The sequence below is a fragment of the Leucobacter sp. Ag1 genome (assembly GCF_000980875.1).
GTDB lineage: Bacteria > Actinomycetota > Actinomycetes > Actinomycetales > Microbacteriaceae > Leucobacter > Leucobacter iarius.
This window is the reverse complement of sequence record NZ_LAYO01000081.1, coordinates 13228-29594: the sequence shown is the minus strand read 5'-3', so window position 1 is coordinate 29594 and position 16367 is coordinate 13228. Positions and strand designations below refer to the sequence as shown.

The 16367-nt window shown below is 69.0% G+C and carries 17 protein-coding genes; 5 read left to right on the top strand and 12 right to left on the bottom strand.

Going from position 1 to position 16367, the window contains the following annotated elements:
- Positions 1-176: 176 nt before the first annotated feature.
- Genes nrdE through nrdH form a run of 3 tightly spaced genes read right to left on the bottom strand, consistent with a single transcriptional unit; the run spans position 177 to position 2968 of the window.
- Positions 177-2312: a class 1b ribonucleoside-diphosphate reductase subunit alpha gene (nrdE, locus tag XM48_RS04995; protein WP_046454695.1), complete on the bottom strand. Its 2136-nt coding sequence runs from the start codon at positions 2310-2312 to the stop codon at positions 177-179.
- Positions 2312-2713 (bottom strand): class Ib ribonucleoside-diphosphate reductase assembly flavoprotein NrdI, encoded by a 402-nt coding sequence (gene nrdI / locus XM48_RS04990; RefSeq protein WP_046454694.1) that lies wholly within the window; start codon positions 2711-2713, stop codon positions 2312-2314. The genes nrdE and nrdI overlap by 1 nt, the downstream gene beginning before the upstream one ends.
- A gap of 18 nt (positions 2714-2731) precedes the next feature.
- Complete coding sequence (gene nrdH, locus XM48_RS04985) at positions 2732-2968, bottom strand: glutaredoxin-like protein NrdH (protein WP_046454693.1); 237 nt, start codon at positions 2966-2968, stop codon at positions 2732-2734.
- Positions 2969-3285: 317 nt separating this feature from the next.
- Here nrdH and XM48_RS04980 point away from each other — a divergent pair, with 317 nt between their 5' ends.
- A complete protein-coding gene (locus XM48_RS04980) occupies positions 3286-3603 on the top strand; it encodes a helix-turn-helix domain-containing protein (RefSeq protein WP_052961305.1) in 318 nt (105 codons plus the stop codon).
- On the opposite strand, the gene XM48_RS18440 is transcribed toward XM48_RS04980, so the two are convergent.
- The 5 genes from XM48_RS18440 to XM48_RS04955 all read right to left on the bottom strand — a co-directional run bounded on the left by XM48_RS18440 (position 3600) and on the right by XM48_RS04955 (position 8940).
- Positions 3600-3968: a hypothetical protein gene (locus tag XM48_RS18440; protein WP_052961304.1), complete on the bottom strand. Its 369-nt coding sequence runs from the start codon at positions 3966-3968 to the stop codon at positions 3600-3602. The genes XM48_RS04980 and XM48_RS18440 overlap by 4 nt on opposite strands.
- Positions 3969-4035: 67 nt before the next feature.
- Positions 4036-4494 carry a 23S rRNA (pseudouridine(1915)-N(3))-methyltransferase RlmH gene (locus XM48_RS04970; protein WP_197074146.1) on the bottom strand — a complete coding sequence of 153 codons (459 nt, stop codon included), beginning with the start codon at positions 4492-4494 and terminating at the stop codon, positions 4036-4038.
- Positions 4491-5726 (bottom strand): pyridoxal phosphate-dependent aminotransferase, encoded by a 1236-nt coding sequence (locus XM48_RS04965; RefSeq protein WP_046454692.1) that lies wholly within the window; start codon positions 5724-5726, stop codon positions 4491-4493. Before XM48_RS04965 ends, XM48_RS04970 begins: the two co-directional genes overlap by 4 nt.
- An 8-nt stretch (positions 5727-5734) precedes the next feature.
- Positions 5735-7639 carry an ABC transporter ATP-binding protein gene (locus XM48_RS04960; RefSeq protein WP_046454691.1) on the bottom strand — a complete coding sequence of 635 codons (1905 nt, stop codon included), beginning with the start codon at positions 7637-7639 and terminating at the stop codon, positions 5735-5737.
- Between the two features lie 2 nt (positions 7640-7641).
- A complete protein-coding gene (locus tag XM48_RS04955; RefSeq protein WP_052961303.1) occupies positions 7642-8940 on the bottom strand; it encodes an alpha/beta hydrolase-fold protein in 1299 nt (432 codons plus the stop codon).
- A gap of 178 nt (positions 8941-9118) precedes the next feature.
- Between XM48_RS04955 and XM48_RS04950 the strand changes: the two genes are divergently transcribed.
- The gene (locus XM48_RS04950) at positions 9119-9598 is read left to right on the top strand and encodes an aminoacyl-tRNA deacylase (protein WP_046454690.1); all 480 of its coding nucleotides are present in this window, start codon (positions 9119-9121) and stop codon (positions 9596-9598) included.
- Positions 9599-9708: 110 nt separating this feature from the next.
- On the opposite strand, the gene XM48_RS04945 is transcribed toward XM48_RS04950, so the two are convergent.
- On the bottom strand, positions 9709-10035 hold the full coding sequence (locus XM48_RS04945; RefSeq protein WP_046454689.1) for a thiamine-binding protein: 327 nt from the start codon (positions 10033-10035) through the stop codon (positions 9709-9711).
- Positions 10036-10145: 110 nt separating this feature from the next.
- Entirely contained in the window at positions 10146-11279 is a 1134-nt protein-coding gene (locus XM48_RS04940) for an agmatine/peptidylarginine deiminase (protein ID WP_046454688.1), read from the bottom strand.
- A 103-nt stretch (positions 11280-11382) separates the two neighbouring features.
- Here XM48_RS04940 and XM48_RS04935 point away from each other — a divergent pair, with 103 nt between their 5' ends.
- The gene (locus XM48_RS04935) at positions 11383-11835 is read left to right on the top strand and encodes a hypothetical protein (protein WP_046454687.1); all 453 of its coding nucleotides are present in this window, start codon (positions 11383-11385) and stop codon (positions 11833-11835) included.
- Positions 11836-11950: 115 nt separating this feature from the next.
- Here XM48_RS04935 and XM48_RS04930 read toward each other — a convergent pair whose 3' ends face one another.
- Positions 11951-13480 (bottom strand): DHA2 family efflux MFS transporter permease subunit, encoded by a 1530-nt coding sequence (locus XM48_RS04930; protein WP_046454686.1) that lies wholly within the window; start codon positions 13478-13480, stop codon positions 11951-11953.
- A gap of 134 nt (positions 13481-13614) precedes the next feature.
- Between XM48_RS04930 and XM48_RS04925 the strand changes: the two genes are divergently transcribed.
- Entirely contained in the window at positions 13615-14478 is an 864-nt protein-coding gene (locus XM48_RS04925; protein ID WP_046454685.1) for an exodeoxyribonuclease III, read from the top strand.
- 84 nt (positions 14479-14562) lie between these two features.
- Entirely contained in the window at positions 14563-15570 is a 1008-nt protein-coding gene (trpS, locus tag XM48_RS04920) for a tryptophan--tRNA ligase (RefSeq protein WP_084821001.1), read from the top strand.
- 248 nt (positions 15571-15818) lie between these two features.
- On the opposite strand, the gene XM48_RS04915 is transcribed toward trpS, so the two are convergent.
- Positions 15819-16334: a GNAT family N-acetyltransferase gene (locus XM48_RS04915; protein WP_046454684.1), complete on the bottom strand. Its 516-nt coding sequence runs from the start codon at positions 16332-16334 to the stop codon at positions 15819-15821.
- Between the last annotated feature and the right edge of the window lie 33 nt (positions 16335-16367).

The following is a 16367-nucleotide window of genomic DNA, read 5'->3' as shown; positions in this document are numbered from 1 at the left end:
GCACGGATCGTGCGCGGGCGCGAAGAATGAGCGTACTGCCAAAGTTGATTGAACGGTGAACCAATTTGCGCACCAGTTTGCGCACCCGACGCGGTCGGGCGTACAGACGCCGACGGCGGGCGGTCACCGTGCGGTGACCGCCCGCCGTCGCGGGAGCGCGCTGCGCGCGTGCTGCCTCAGAGCATGCAGCTGACGCACTCGGACATGTCGGTGCCCTCGAGCGCGAGCTGACGCAGGCGGATGTAGTAGATCGTCTTGATCCCCTTGCGCCACGCGTAGATCTGCGCCTTGTTGATGTCGCGGGTGGTCGCGGTGTCCTTGAAGAACAGCGTGAGCGACAGGCCCTGGTCGACGTGCTGCGTCGCCGCGGCGTAGGTGTCGATGATCTTCTCGGGGCCGATCTCGTAGGCGTCCTCGTAGTAGGCGAGGTTCTCGTTCGTCATGAACGGGGCCGGGTAGTAGACGCGGCCCAGCTTGCCTTCCTTGCGGATCTCGATCTTCGACGCGATCGGGTGGATCGACGAGGTCGAGTTGTTGATGTACGAGATGGAGCCCGTGGGCGGCACGGCCTGCAGGTTCTGGTTGTAGATGCCGTGCTCCATGACGGACGCCTTGAGCTCGAGCCAGTCGGCCTGGGTCGGGATCTCGATGCCGGCGTTCGCGAACAGCTCGCGGACCCGCTCGGTCTCGGGCTCCCACGCCTGCTCGGTGTACTTGTCGAAGAACTCGCCCGACGCGTACTTCGAGTCCTCGAACCCGCCGAACACGGAGTCGCGCTCGATCGCGATGCGGTTCGAGGCCCGCAGCGCGTGGAACAGCACCGTGTAGAAGTAGATGTTCGTGAAGTCGATACCCTCTTCGGAGCCGTAGTGGACGTGCTCGCGAGCGAGGTATCCGTGCAGGTTCATCTGGCCGAGGCCGATGGCGTGCGACTGGTCGTTGCCGTCCTCGATGGAGCGCACCGACGTGATGTGGCTCTGGTCGCTCACCGAGGTGAGCGCGCGGATCGCGAGCTCGACGGACCCGGCGAGGTCGCCGCCGTCCATCGCCAGCGCGATGTTCATCGAGCCGAGGTTGCACGAGATGTCCTTGCCGATCTGGTCGTAGGACAGGTCCTCGTTGTAGGTGGTCGGCGTGTTCACCTGGAGGATCTCGGAGCACAGGTTCGACATGTTGATGCGGCCCTTGATGGGGTTCGCGTTGTTGACCGTGTCCTCGAAGACGATGTAGGGGTAGCCCGACTCGAACTGCAGCTCGGCGATGGTCTGGAAGAACTGGCGCGCGTTGATCTTCGTCTTCTTGATGCGCGGGTCGTCGACCATCTCGCGGTACTTCTCGGTGACCGAGATGTCGCCGAAGGGCACGCCGTAGACGCGCTCGACGTCGTAGGGCGAGAAGAGGTACATGTCCTCGCCCTTCTTGGCGAGGTCGAAGGTGATGTCGGGCACCACGACGCCCAGCGAGAGCGTCTTGATGCGGATCTTCTCGTCGGCGTTCTCGCGCTTGGTGTCGAGGAACTTCATGATGTCGGGGTGGTGAGCGTTGAGGTACACCGCGCCCGCGCCCTGGCGTGCGCCGAGCTGGTTGGCGTAGCTGAAGCTGTCTTCGAGCAGCTTCATGACGGGGATGATGCCCGAGGACTGGTTCTCGATCTTCTTGATCGGAGCGCCGGCCTCGCGGATGTTCGAGAGCGAGAGCGCCACGCCGCCGCCGCGCTTCGAGAGCTGCAGCGAGGAGTTGATGCCGCGCGAGATCGACTCCATGTTGTCCTCGATGCGCAGCAGGAAGCACGAGACGAGCTCGCCGCGCTGGGCCTTGCCGAGGTTGAGGAAGGTGGGGGTCGCCGGCTGGAAGCGGCCCGAGACGATCTCGCGGACCAGGCCGCGTGCGAGCTCCTCGTCGCCCTGGGCGAGCCCGAGCGCGACCATGACGACGCGATCCTCGAAGCGCTCGAGGTAGCGCTTGCCGTCGAAGGTCTTGAGCGCGTACGAGGTGAAGAACTTGAACGCCCCGAGGAAGGTCGGGAAGCGGAACTTCATGGCGTACGCCTCGTTCGTCAGCTGCTCGACGAACGGGATCGAGTACTGCTCGAAGAGGTCCTTCTCGTAGTAGTCGTTGTCGATGAGGTAGCGGACGCGCTCTTCGAAGTTGTGGAAGAAGACCGTGTTCTGGTTGACGTGCTGCAGGAAGTACTGGCGCGCGGCTTCACGATCCTTGTCGAACTGGATCTTGCCGTCGGCGTCGTACAGGTTCAGCATCGCGTTCAGCGAGTGGTAATCCATCTCGCTGACCTTCGAGGACTCGTGCTCCATCACTGCTGCTTCCAAAACTGGTCCAATCCTTCTCGGACGGCGGTGACGTCGTCCGGTGTTCCAAAGAGTTCGAATCGATAGAGGAACGGCACTCGGCACTTGCGGGCGACGATGTCGCCCGCAATGCCGTAGGCCTCCCCGAAGTTGGTGTTCCCCGCGGCGATCACCCCGCGCAGCTGGGTCCGGTTGCGCTCGTCGTTGAGGAACCGGATGACCTGCTTCGGCACGGCGCGGGTCTCGGGACCGCCGCCGTAGGTGGGGAGCAGGAGCACGAACGGATCGGTGACGACCAGCGGCTCCTCCCGCGAGTAGAGCGGGATCCGCAGGGCCGGCCGATCGAGCTTCTCGACGAAGCGGTGCGTGTTTCCTGAAATGCTGGAGAAATAGACCAGGTCGGCCATGCTCTCCTCCCCGCGGTGCTAGTCGGCGAGGCGGTTCGCGAGCTCCGAGATCTTGTCGGGGCGGAAGCCCGACCAGTGCTCGTCGTCGGCCACCACGACGGGCGCCTGCAGGTAGCCGAGCTCCTTGACGGCCTGGAGCGCCGCCTCGTCCTGCGAGAGGTCCAGGACTTCGTACTCGATGCCCTTGCTGTCGAGCGCCCGGTACGTCGCGGTGCACTGCACGCACGACGGCTTCGTGTAGACCGTGATAGCCATTTTGAGCCCTTCGCTAAAATCTGACGCACCCCGCTCGGGGCACTACATCTAGTGTCCCACACGAGCGGCAAACACAACATGCTGTAGTTACACGAATGTAGTTTTCCACGCCTCATCCACGGCCGGGAGGCTCGACCTGGGGACAACTTTCGGCGCGTTTCCGCCGCCGGGAGCGGGTTATCCACAGGGCGGGTGGCCCTGGGGAAATTCTCTGTCCACGGTTCCCTCGGCGTGTCGCACCCCGGGCCCGCCGAGGGGTTTCCACAGGGCGAAAACGCCTCGTGCGCGGCAGTGCCCGGACCCCCGAGCGTTGGGGCATGGATCTTCACCCACTGCACTCCCCGTCCCTGGCCGTCGGCACCCGGATCAAGGCCCTGCGCGCGCGGCTCGGGATCAGCCAGACCCGCCTGGCGGAGCTCGCCCGCCTGCACCCCTCGAACCTCGGCCGGCTGGAACGCGGCACCTCGAACCCGAACCTCGACACGCTCGTGCGCGTCGCAACGGCGCTGGGCACGACGGTCTCGGAACTGACCCGGAGCATCGCCACGCGCACCCATGAGCAGGAGGCGCCCACGCCCCGCCCGCTGCTGCCCCGCGAGCCCAGGCACTGGACCCACGACGAGTGGGACACCTAGAGCGCGATCGGCCACAGCAGTTCCGTCCCGTCGGGCTGGAACCAGCGCAGGACCAGCATGGCGTCGGGCGCGGTCCCCGCGCGATCCGCGGATCCGCCGCGCAGCACCGCCCGGACCCGCTCGCCCGGATACACCGTGCGCGGGAGCGACAGCCCCAGCAGCCCGGATCCCGCGAGCGCGAAGCGCACCGCGCGCAACGGCCCGTCGGCGCGCTGCTCGACCTCCACCACGCCGTCCTCGGAGCGGTGGACCACGCGCCACGGAACGGCGACCGGAGCGCGCAGCTTGACCGGCTCGGGGGGAGGCGCACCGGACGCGATGGTGCCTGCGGGGACGATGCGGCTGGAGATGCGGAAGGGATTCATGGCGACACGATAGGCGCGACCACTGACATTCGGACCGCGGCGCGATCCGTCCCCCCGGACCCCGGGATCAGACGTGGTGGTACGGGCGGCCGCCGGCGATCTCCTGCGCCCGGTAGAGCTGCTCGGCGACGATCAGCCGGACGAGCTGGTGCGGGAACACCAGGCGCGACAGGCTCCACACGAGGTCGGCCCGGTCGCGCACCCGATCGTCGACGCCGAACGCCCCGCCGATCACGAGCGCGACCGGTCGCGATCGGTCGAAGGCCTCGCGCAGCGCGCGCGACAGCTCCGGGGAATCCAGGTTGCGCCCGCGCTCGTCGAGCAGCACCACGAACTCGTCGCCGCCGAGCTTCCCGAGGATCCGATCCGATTCCTCGGCGCGGGCCGCCTCGCCGTCGCGCGCCGAGTGCGGCAGCAGCTGCCACGAGGTGTCGAAGGGCTTGCGCAACCGCTTCTCGTAGCGGGAGATCCCGTCGACCACCCACCCCTCGTGCTTCTTCCCGACGGCGAGCACGCGGACGCTCACGCCCGCACCCCGTTCCGCACGCCCTCGAGGAACTCCGCGATCCGCCCGATCGCCTCGGAGAGCACGCCGACCTCGGGCAGCGACACGAACCGCAGGTGGTCCGGCGTGGGGAGGTTGAACCCGCGGCCGTTGGTCACGAGCACCCGCGTCGCGCGGAGCAGATCGATCACGAACGCCTGGTCGTCGGCGATGGGGTAGACCTCGGGATCGAGCTTCGGGAACAGGTACATCGCGCCTCCGGGCAGCGCGCAGCTCACCCCGGGGATCGCGGTCAGCAGACGGTGCGCCGTATCGCGCTGCTCGCGCAGCCGCCCGCCCGGCGCGCAGAGCTCGCCGATCCCGGAGTCCCGCCACTCGGGCGCGAGCGCGACCGGGATCGCGTACTGCGCGGGCACGTTCGCGCACATGCGCATGTTGGCGAGCAGCGTCAGCCCCTCGAGGAAGTCCGCCGCCCGCGCGCGGTTGCCGGAGGCCACCACCCAGCCCGAGCGGAACCCGGCGATGCGCTGCGCCTTCGAGAGTCCGCTGAAGGTGAGGCAGAGCGTCTCGCTCACGTGCTTCGCCGCGTGCTCGTGCACCGCGCCGTCGTAGAGGATCCGCTCGTAGATCTCGTCGGCGAGGAGCACGAGGCCGTGCCGCTCGGCGAGCGCCGCGAAGCCCCGCACGAGCCCGGCGGGGTAGACCGCTCCGGTCGGGTTGTTGGGATTGATCAGCACGATCCCCCGCGTGCGCGGCGTGATGAGCTCCTCGATGCGGGCGAGGTCGGGCACCCAGCCGTTCGCCTCGTCGCACGGGTAGTGCACGGCCTCCCCGCCCGACAGCGTCACCTGCGCGGTCCACAGCGGGTAGTCGGGCGCGGGCACCAGGATCTCGTCGCCGGGGCTCACGAGCGCCTGCAGCACGAGCGAGATCATCTCGCTGACGCCGTTGCCGATGAACACGTCGTCGGGGCCGACGTCGGCGATCCCCTCCTCGACGTAGCGGCGGGCGACGGCCTCGCGGGCCTCGGGGATCCCCTGCGACGCGCTGTACCCCTGCGCGTGCGGCAGCGCGGCCCGGATCGCCTCGACGATCTCGGGCGGTGCGTCGAAGCCGAACGGCGCCGGGTTGCCGATGTTCAGCTTCAGGATCCGGTGACCGGCGCGTTCGAGCCGCTCGGCCTCCTGCAGGATCGGGCCTCGGACGTCGTACCGCACACCGCGAAGCCGGTGCGACTGGGTGATCGGCTGCACGATCCCGATTATTCCACTTCTCCGACGCGGTCCCGTCCGGCCTGGGCCGCGTACAGCTCGGCGTACGCGCCTCCCGCGGCCAGCAGCTCGTCGTGGGTGCCCCGCTCGAGCACGCGGCCCGCGCCCAGCACGTAGATGCGGTCGGCGTCGACGATGGTCGACAGGCGGTGCGCGATCGCGATCGTGGTGCGCCCGCTGCGTGCGCCGTCGAGCGCCTGCTGCACGATCCGCTCGCTCACGGTGTCGAGCGCGCTCGTCGCCTCGTCGAGGATCAGGATCCTCGGGTTCTTGAGCAGCACGCGCGCGATCGCGATGCGCTGCTTCTCGCCGCCGGACAACCGGTAGCCCCGCTCGCCCACGACCGTGTCGTAGCCCTCGGCGAAGGAGGCGATGGTCGCGTGGATGTTGGCCATGCGCGCGGCCGCCTCCAGCTCCGCGTCGCTCGCGTCCGGCTTGCCGTACCGCAGGTTCTCCGCGATCGTCGCGTGGAAGAGGTAGGGCTCCTGGGTGACCACGCCGATGTCGGCCATGAGCGAATCGTGCTGCAGCTCGCGCACGTCGACGCCCGAGACCCGCAGGGCGCCGTCGGTCACGTCGTAGAGGCGGGGGATCAGCGACCCGATCGTCGTCTTGCCGGATCCCGACGCGCCGACCAGCGCGACGAACTCGCCGGGGGCGACCTCGAACGACACCCGGTCGAGCGTCGGCTGCGCGTCCTCCGCCGCATCCTCGTAGGCGAACGACACCCGATCGAGCTCGACCCGGCCCGCGAGACCCGGCTCCTCCGGGATCGGCTTCGCGTCGGGCGCGTCGACGATCCGGGGGCGGAGGTCGAGGTACTCGAAGATGCGGGCGAACAGGGCCTGCGAGGTCTGCAGGTCGAGCGCGATCCGCAGCAGCGCCATCATCGGGAACAGCAGCCGGGACTGCACGGTGGTGAACGCCACGATCGTTCCCGCCGTGATGCCGGCGTCGAACCCCTGCCCCTGGGCGGAGGCGATGAGCCAGCCCGAGACGAGGTACACGATCGCGGGCACGGCCGACATGAACACCTGCACCATCGCGAAGAACGCCTGGCCGCTCATGGTCAGCCGCACCTGGAGGCCGATCTGGTTGCGGTTCTCGGCCGCGTAGCGCTCGGTCTCGGCGCCCTGGCGCGAGTAGGTCTTCGCGAGCAGCACTCCCGAGATCGAGAGCGCCTCCTGCGTGATCGCGGTCATCTCCGACAGCGACTCCTGGGTCTGGCCGGCGATCTTGGCCCGCACCTGGCCGACCCGCCGCTGCGCGATGACCAGGACGGGCAGCAGCACGATCGCGATCAGGGTCAGCTGCCAGCTGAGCATCAGCATGGCCACGAGCGCGGCGATCACCGTGACCGTGTTGCCCACGATGTTCGAGACCGTGTTGGTCAGCACGTTGGCCACGCCGCCGACGTCGTTCTGCAGGCGGGACTGGATCACGCCCGTCTTGGTCCGGGTGAAGAAGCCCAGCTCCATCGACTGCAGGTGCGAGAACAGCCGCTCGCGGAGGTCGCCCATGACCCGGTTGCCGACCCGTGCCGTGATCAGCGTCTGCACCACGCCCAGCCCGGACGAGGCCACGAACACCGCGATCATGCCGCCGACCAGCCAGGCGAGCAGCGTCAGCTGCGGATGCCCGTCCTTGGGGAACAGCGCATCGTCGAAGACGCGCTGCGTGATGAGCGGCGGGATGACGGAGAGCGCAGCGGCGACGAGCACGAGGGCCGCGATCACGACGAGCTGCCGGCGATAGGGCCGGAACAGCGCGATGATGCGCTTCCCGAGATCGGGGACCACGGGGGCCTGGCGGTTCAGCTCGCGCTGCGCGTCGGCATCGGCCGCCGAGACCCGACCGCCTCCGCCACCGCGTCCTCCCCCGCCGGGCCTGCCCATGCTCATCCGGCGTCGAGCCCCATTCGCTTCGCCAGGATCGGGATGGCCTGTTCGAACACGCTCGTCACGGTGCGCCAGTCGTGCCCCGTCGGCTCCTCCATCAGCTGCGAGTCCATGCCCGCCGCGACCGAGGCCTGATGCAGTTCGTGCGCGTACTTGGTGTACTTGTGGTCCGTGGTGCCGACGCCGTAGATCATCATCGTGTCGCGGTAGGGTGCGTTGGCCTGCATGATCGCGCGCGGCTGCGCGGCCTCGTAGGCGGCTTTCGAGCCGTCGAAGCCCTCGGCGATGGTGTTCGGCACAGTGTTCAGGATAGGCCCGATCTGGCCCTGGACCGAGATGCCCGAACCGTACAGCTGGGGGAACTTGGCGACGAGCTGCGTCGTGCAGGTTCCGCCCTGCGAGAAGCCGGTCACGGCCCACATCCGAGGATCGCTGCTGACGCGGTAGTTCGCCTTCACCCAGTTGGTCACGTCTTGAGTGAGGTAGGTCTCCGAGTTGCCGAACTTCTTCGAGTCAACGCACATCGGGTTCACCGCGGGGTCGGTCAGCTGGTCCGGCGAGATCACGATCGGCGCGAGACCGTTGTGCGTCGCCGCGTACTGGTCGAGGGTCCGACCGAGCGCAGCCGAGGCGAACGGAGAACCCGGGCTTCCCGGCTGGCCCGACAGCGCGATCAGCACGGGGAGCACCGGCGGGTTCTTCACAAGCGCGGCCGGCGGCAGATAGAGCACCGCTGGTCGCGCCTTGAAGTGCGACACGGTGCCGACGATGGGAACCTGCCCGATCTGCCCCTGCTTCGGCATGTCGGCGGGGGCGCGCCACGTGGAGTAGTCGGCCATGCCCTTCACGACCTCGCCCCGCTGTCCCGTCGCGTCCTTCAGCTGGGCGTACTTGACTCCGCCGATCACCTCGTTCAGCGTCTGATAGGCGCCGAAGTCGGCGTTGATCCCGACCGCCGAGGTCGCGAGCATCGCCGGGATCGCGATGATCGCGATCACCTTGCGCCACCAGCGCGACTTGAAGAGGTTCACGATGGCGAGCCCGAGCCCGGCGAAGCCGATGATCGTCCAGAGACGGACCACCTGCGAGAGATCGACGCCGAAGATGTTCTGGGCGTCCACCACCCACCAGAATACGAGCGCGCCGATGCCGGCGCCGACGACGGCACCGATGATCGAGAGCAGGGTCCGCTTCCAAGTCGGCCGGATCAGCAGATAGAGCGCGAAGACGCCCATGACGATCGCCGCGGCGAGCATGACTCGCGGGCTGGTCAGGGGGTGCTTCAGCAGCCAGTCCATAGATGCTCCGATCGACGAGGACGTGCGGGGTACCGCAGATCAGCATGCTCGGACCGCGAATGAGGAAGCTGCGCGGACGCTGTGAGACTGCCGACAGCGAGCAGGACGCCCACCGCCCCGGCGACGGCGATCCCCTCCTGGGAGGATGATAGAGGTCCGTCGATATCGGAGGGGATCCATGCCGGAACAGCACGCCCGAGTGCGGGAGGCGGCCGCCGAACGCGGCCTGGAGATCGAGATCCGCGAGCGTCCGGCCGCCCGCTCCCTTCCGGAGGCGGCGGAGCTGCTCGGCATCGATCCCTCGGGGATCGTCAAGACCCTGGTCGTGAAGCGCTCAGACGGCACCTTTCTCTTCGCGCTCGTCCCCGGCGGTCGATCCATCTCGTGGCCGAAGCTGCGGGCCCTCGTCGGCGTGAACAAGCTCCGGCTGCCCGAGGCGGAGCTCGCGTTCGAGGCGACCGGGTACGAGCGCGGCACCATCACCCCCATCGGCAGCTCCACCGCGTGGCCCATGTTCGCCGACGAGACGATCGTCGGTCGGCGGGTGGCGATGGGGGCGGGTGCGCACGGCTTCAGCCTCTTCGTCGACGCCGATGAGCTGATCCGCGCCTACGACGCGACCGTCGCCGACATCACGGTTCCCGAGGCGACCGAATAGCGCGGTTCCTCAGCCGGATATTCACGCTCAGCCGGACGCACGGACCGGATTCGTCCGGCTGAGCGTACAAATCCGGCTGAGCGCACGACCGAACAGATTACGGCCCGGGGCTACTCCGCGGCGTCGATCGCCCGCTCGAGGCGCTCGAGCTTGCCGTCGATCTCGCCCACGTGACCGGGGCGGATATCGGCTTTCATGACGAGGGAGATGCGCGACCCGAAGGGTGCGACGGCCTCGGTGGCGCGCTTCACCACGTCGAACACCTCGTCCCACTCGCCCTCGATCTCGGTGAACATCGAGCTCGTTCGGTTCGGCAGCCCCGACTCGCGCACCACGCGCACCGCCGCCGCGACGGCGGCCGACACCGACCCGTCCTCGTTCATGGCGGGTCCTGCGGGGCCGACCCCGCTCGGGGCGACGGAGAATGCGAGGATCATGCGGTTCCCTCCCGGGGGTTCGCGGATCGGCGGCGCTCCGCCGATGCTCTGGACACCCTCCCGGTTTTAGCACACCGAGCGGCGGATCCGCGGCTCGGCCGCACCGCGGCTCAGCTCTTCAGCTGCTGCTGGGTCGCGCAGTGGATCCCGCCGCCACCCGCCGCGATCGGATCGATGTTCACCTGCACCACTTCCCGACCGGGGAACAGCCCCTCGAGCGTCTTCCGCGCGAACCCGTCGGCCTCGGCGTCGCCGAACTCCGGTGCGATGACGCCGCCGTTGCAGACGTAGAAGTTGATGTATCCGGCGGCGAAATCGTCGTTCAGGTAGTCGTCCCGCAGCTTGGTCGGTGCGGGCAGCACGTGCGTCACGAGGGATCGGCCCTGCGCGTCGGTCGCCGTCTTCAGGATCTCGAGGTGCTTCCGCGTGACGGCGTAGTCGTAGCTCTCGGGATCGTCGTCGCGGGCGGCGACGATGACGCCCGGCTCGGTGAATCGCGCGTAGAAGTCGGTGTGCCCGTCGGTGATGTCCTTCCCGGCGATGCCCGGCAACCAGATCACCTTCTCGATCCCGAACAGCCGACCGAGCTCCTCCTCGACCTCGCGCTTCGTCCATCCGGGATTGCGGTTGTCGTTCAGCACGCAGCTCTCGGTGATGATCGCGGTGCCCTCGCCGTCGACTTCGAGGGCGCCTCCTTCGAGCACGAGCTCCGTCCGGATCCGTTCGACGTCGGCGAGCTCGCACACCTCCGAGGCGACCTTCGCGTCTGCGGCGTGCTCCTGCTTGTCGCCCCAGCCGTTGAAGTTGAGGTCGACGCCGCCGAGAGCCTTCGCTCCGTCGGCCGCCGTCACGAACACCGGACCCGTGTCGCGCATCCACAGGTCGTCGACGTCGCGCTCGAAGAGCTCGACGCCCGCGTGCAGGCCCTCCGGCCGCGTTCCGGAGGGCACGAGCACCTTCACCGGTTCGAACGCGGCGATGGCGTTCGCGACGGCGACGAGGGCTGCGCGGGCCGCCGGCGCGAGCTCCGCGCCCCAGATATCGTCGCTCACACCGAACGACATCCAGGTCGCGGCGTGCGCGGCGGCGCCCTCCTCGGGCATGAGCCAGGCGCGGTCGTCGTCGCCTCCGGTCTCGTTCGAGGGGCGCTCCCTCTTCCCGGGATCCGCCGCGCAGCCGGCGAGTCCGCCGAGCAGTACGGTGAGGCCTCCGGCGGTCAGCAGCCCGCGTCGCGTCAGGTTCATGGGCCCCGATGCTAGTCGCCCGGGATCCGCGGGGACCGGGAGGCGGGCGCCGAGCGCCGAGCCGGGTCGGGTCGGATCGGATCGGATCGATAGCATCGTTGGCATGCGCGCCGTCCTCACCCGATACCGCAGACCGCTGTTCCTCGTCGCCTCGATCCTGCTGCTCGCGCTCGCCTGCTGGGGCGGGTACGGCTTCGCCTATGCGGCCGACCTCATGGAGTGGGACTGCGGCGGCGGCAGTTGCGCGACCAACGATCCCCGCTCGTTGGGTCTCGTCGTCGCGATCTTCGGCACCGTCGGCGCGGTGCTGCTCAGCGGCTTCACAGTCGGGCTCATCGGTCCGGCGATCGCGATCGCGGCGGCGGCGTTCTCGTTCCGCCGCGGTCTCGAGGACGCGATCAGCGCCGGCCATACCGCGGCCGGGAGCGTGGGCGTCCCCATGACCTTCACGACGATCGCCTTCGTCGTCGCCGGCCTGTGCGTCGTCGGCTGGATCTGGATGCTGGTGAGCCGGGCGCAGGGCCGCCGCCTGGTTGCGAAGCACCGCGCCGGATAGCGAAGCGCGAGCAGGGAGCACGTGAGAGAAGGCGCAACAGGCGCCGCTTCCTGAAACGCGCGAGGCGGGCACCGGGATCGACCCGGTGCCCGCCTCGCGCGTCGAGAGACGCGCGCTATTCGGCGCGCTGCGCGGGAGCGTCGGCCGACGCCTCGGCAGCGGCATCGTCGGCCTCGCCGACGACCGGGGTGCTGCGGGTCGACGCGGGGCGCGCTCCGAAGAGCAGGGTGACGACCACGCCGATGATGATCGCGCCGACCGGCAGGTAGAGCGACTCGGCCATGGCCTGCGCGAAGGGCTCGCGCACCTGCTCGGGCAGCTGGGCGAGCGCGCCGTGCTCGGACCCCGTCGCGCCCGCTGCGCCGAGGTGGGAGGTGAGTCGCGCCTGCATGATCACGGCCATGAGCGCGGAGCCGAGCACCGCGCCGATCTGACGGCTCGTGTTGTAGACGCCTGAGCCCGCGCCGGCCAGCTGCGGCGGCAGTCCGAAGGTGGTGATGGACGCGAGCGGCCCCCACATGAAGGCGTTCGCGACGCCCATGACCGCGCTCGGGATGAGCAGCAGCCAGATTTCGGTGTCGGGCTTCATCAGCAGGATGTAGAGCAGCATGCCCGCGGCGAACACCGCAAGGCCGATGGTGGAGAGGCGTCGGGGGTCGCTGCGGTCGATGAGCAGGCCGACCGGGCGCGCGAGGCCCGCGGAGAGCAGCGCCATCGGCACCAGCATGAGCGCCGACTGCGTCGGGGTGAGTCCGCGCACCAGCTGGAAGTAGAACATCAGCGGCAGGCCCATGGCGGTGACCGACAGCCCCACGGTGGTGATGGCGCCGGTGCCGACCGAGAAGTTGCGGTCGCGGAAGATGCCGAGCGGCAGCAGCGGCTCGCCCTTCTGCACGGCCTGCCAGACCACGAACAGCGCGAGCACGACGGCCCCGGCGATGATGAGCAGCCAGACCGAGATGGGGCCCCAGATGACGCCCCAGTCGTAGGTCTCGCCCTCCTGGATGCCGAACACGAGCAGGAACATGCCGAGCGCGCTCAGCACGACGCCCACCCAGTCGAAGCGGTGCGCGTGGGTCTCGAGCTTCGGCACGTAGCGCATCGCGAGGATGAAGCCGACGATGCCGACGGGCACGTTGATGAAGAAGATCCACTCCCAGCTCAGCGCGTCGAGCAGGAAGCCGCCCAGGATCGGGCCGACCAGGGTCGCGACGCCCGCGGTGATGCCCCAGACCGCCATCGCGGATCCCCGCTGGCGCGGCGGGAAGATGCGCGTGATGACCGCCATGGTCTGCGGGGTCATGAGTGCGGCGCCGAGCCCTTGGAAGACGCGGGCGACGATGAGCGAGCCGATCTCGGTCGACAGGCCGCAGGCGAGCGAGGAGAGCGTAAAGACGACGAGACCGATGAGGTAGAGACGGCGCGGCCCGAAGCGGTCGCCGAGGCGGCCGGTGATGAGCAGCGGGACCGCATACGCGAGCAGGTAGGCGCTCGTGGCCCAGAGCGTGGCGTTCATGGTCGTGCCGAGTCCGAGCATGATCGAGGGGTTCGCGACGGAGACGATCGTCGTGTCCATCAGGATCATGAAGAAGCCCAGCACCATGGACCACAGGGCGGGCCACGGACGGATTTCGGTTGCGCGCATCGCTGCCTTTCGTGAGAAGAACGCGCTCATCCTACGCCCGGGGTCCGACATCGACGCGGACGGCCGTGCCGCCCCGGCCCGGCTCGGCGAATCTCCCCGAGCCGATGTCGGTGGCGCCAATTAGGATGGTGGGCATGACCCAAACCCTGCGTGTCGCATCCGTCAACGTCAACGGCGTCCGTGCCGCCTTCCGCAAGGGCATGGGCGACTGGCTCGCCTCGCGCGGCGTCGACGTGCTCGCCATGCAGGAGGTCCGCGCCGACGACAGCCACCTGGCCGACCTCTTCGGCGACGAGTGGCAGATCCTGCACGATCCGTGCAACATCAAGGGCCGTGCGGGCGTCGCCATCGCCAGCCGGGTGCCGGCCGTGGCGCACCGCGTCGGCCTCGGCGCCGAGGAGGACCAGGAGCAGATCCAGTCCAGCGGCCGCTGGATCGAGGCCGACTTCGAGGTGGGCGGCGAGATCGTCACGGTGATCAGCAACTACACCCACTCGGGCGAGGTCGACACTCCCCGCCAGGAGGCCAAGTGGGCCTTCCTCGACGCGATGGGCGTGCGCCTCGACCAGCTGGCCGCCGAGCGCGCACTCGTCACCATCGTGGGCGACTTCAACGTCGGTCACCGCGAGCTCGACATCAAGAACTGGAAGGGCAACGTGAAGCGCTCCGGCTTCCTGCCCCGCGAGCGGGCCTACTTCGACCGCTTCTTCGGGCCTCGCGGCGAGACCGTCGTCGGCGTCGACGGCTCCGAGGGCGTCGGCCACGGCTGGATCGACGTGGGGCGCCGCTGGGCCGGCGAGGTCGACGGCCCGTACTCCTGGTGGTCCAACCGCGGCCAGGCCTTCGACAACGACACGGGCTGGCGTATCGACTACCACGTGGTCACCCCGCAGCTCGGCGAGCGGGTCGAGAACTACGTGATCGACCGCGCCGCCTCCTACGACGAGCGATGGTCGGATCACGCCCCCGTCGTCGTCGACTACCGAGTCGGCGCCTAGCAACGGGCACGCTTCCCCGGGGCCCTCGCAGGCCCTCCGAATCCCTCACCTGACGCGGCCGCGCATCGGCCGCGGGAGACACTCATGACTTCGCACACCAAACCCGTCCTCTTCTCGGGCATGCAGCCCTCGTCCGACTCGCTGCAGCTCGGCAACTACATCGGCGCGCTGACCCAGTGGGTCAACATGCAGCAGAGCTTCGACGCGTTCTTCTGCGTCGTGAACCTGCACGCCATCACGGTCCCGCAGGACCCGGCCGAGCTCGCGGCCCGCACCCGCCGCACCGCAGCGCAGTACATCGCCGCCGGCATCGATCCCGAGCAGTCGACCCTGTTCGTGCAGTCGCAGGTGTCCGCGCACACCGAGCTCGCCTGGGTGCTCAACACCATCACGGGCTTCGGCGAGGCGAGCCGCATGACCCAGTTCAAGGACAAGTCGCAGAAGCACGGCGCCGACGCGTCCTCGGTCGGGCTGTTCACCTACCCGATCCTCATGGCCGCGGACATCCTGCTCTACCAGACCGACATCGTGCCGGTGGGCGAGGATCAGCGCCAGCACGTCGAGCTGACGCGCGACCTCGCGACCCGCTTCAACAGCCGCTTCGGCGACACCTTCGTGGTGCCCGAGGCGCAGATCCAGAAGGGCACCGCGAAGGTCTACGACCTGCAGAACCCCGAGGCGAAGATGTCGAAGTCGGCCGAGAGCGAGGCGGGCCTCATCAAGGTGCTCGACCCCGCGAACGTGACGCGCAAGAAGATCATGCGCGCGGTCACCGACGCCGACGGCGAGATCCGCTACGACCGCGAGAACAAGCCCGGCGTCTCGAACCTGCTCACCATCTACTCGGTGCTCACCGGGCGCATGATCGAGTCGATCGAGCAGGAGTTCGAGGGCCGCGGCTACGGCGACCTCAAGAAGGCTCTGGCCGAGGTCGTCGACGGGACCTTCACCCCGATCCGCGAGCGCACCGAAGAGCTGCTGGCGGATCCGGCCGAGCTCGACCGTCTCCTGGCGAAGGGCGCCGACCGTGCGAACGAGGTGGCGACCGCCACCCTCGATCGCGTCTACGACCGCATCGGTTTCGTCCGCTGACGCTGCCCGCCCGGTGAGCTGAGCGCGCCGATCCACCGGCATGTGAAGAGGCCCGTGACCCCGAGAGGGTTCGCGGGCCTCTTCGCGTGCGCGCGCAAACGCATGCCCGCCCTCGCCGAGTGGCGTCAAACCGTGCTATCGGGACGTCATTCCCGCTGTTTGGCGCCTCTCGACGCAATTCGGCAACGGAGCGAAGGAGCGAAGGAGGTGTGGCGAGGCAGGACGGGGGCTCGGAACCGAGCCGGAGCTCAGCCCCGCAGCTCCCACACCGCCTCGCCGTCGAGCGTCCGCCCCGTGCGGGTGAAGCCGAGGCGCCGGGCGACTCCGGCAGAGGCCCGGTTCTCGGGGTGGATGCACGCGACGATGACCGATACCCCCTGCTGCCGCAACCAGTCGAGCATGGCCCCGGCCGCCTCGGTCGCCACGCCCCGACCCTGCTCGGAGTGACCGACCACCCAGGCCGCATCGGCGAGCAGCGCGCCGTCCTGCTCGGAGACGGTGGCCTGGACGTACCCGACGACGGATCGCGCATCCCGCCTCCGGATGATCCAGTTCAGCCACCCCGCGTCACCCGCCGGCGACTGTCCCGCGGCCTGACGGAGATACCGCGCCCGCAGATCGCCCTCGGTCGGGGGCTCCCCTCCGGTGAAGACGTACAGCTCGGGCGAGGAGAGCACCGGCGGCATCTCGATCGCGTGCTCGACGCGGAGCGGTTCCAGCAGGAGGCGCTCGGTCTCGATCGGTGACGCGCGCATCCAGGACATGGCATCCATCCTGTCAGCGCTCCGCCCCTCCCC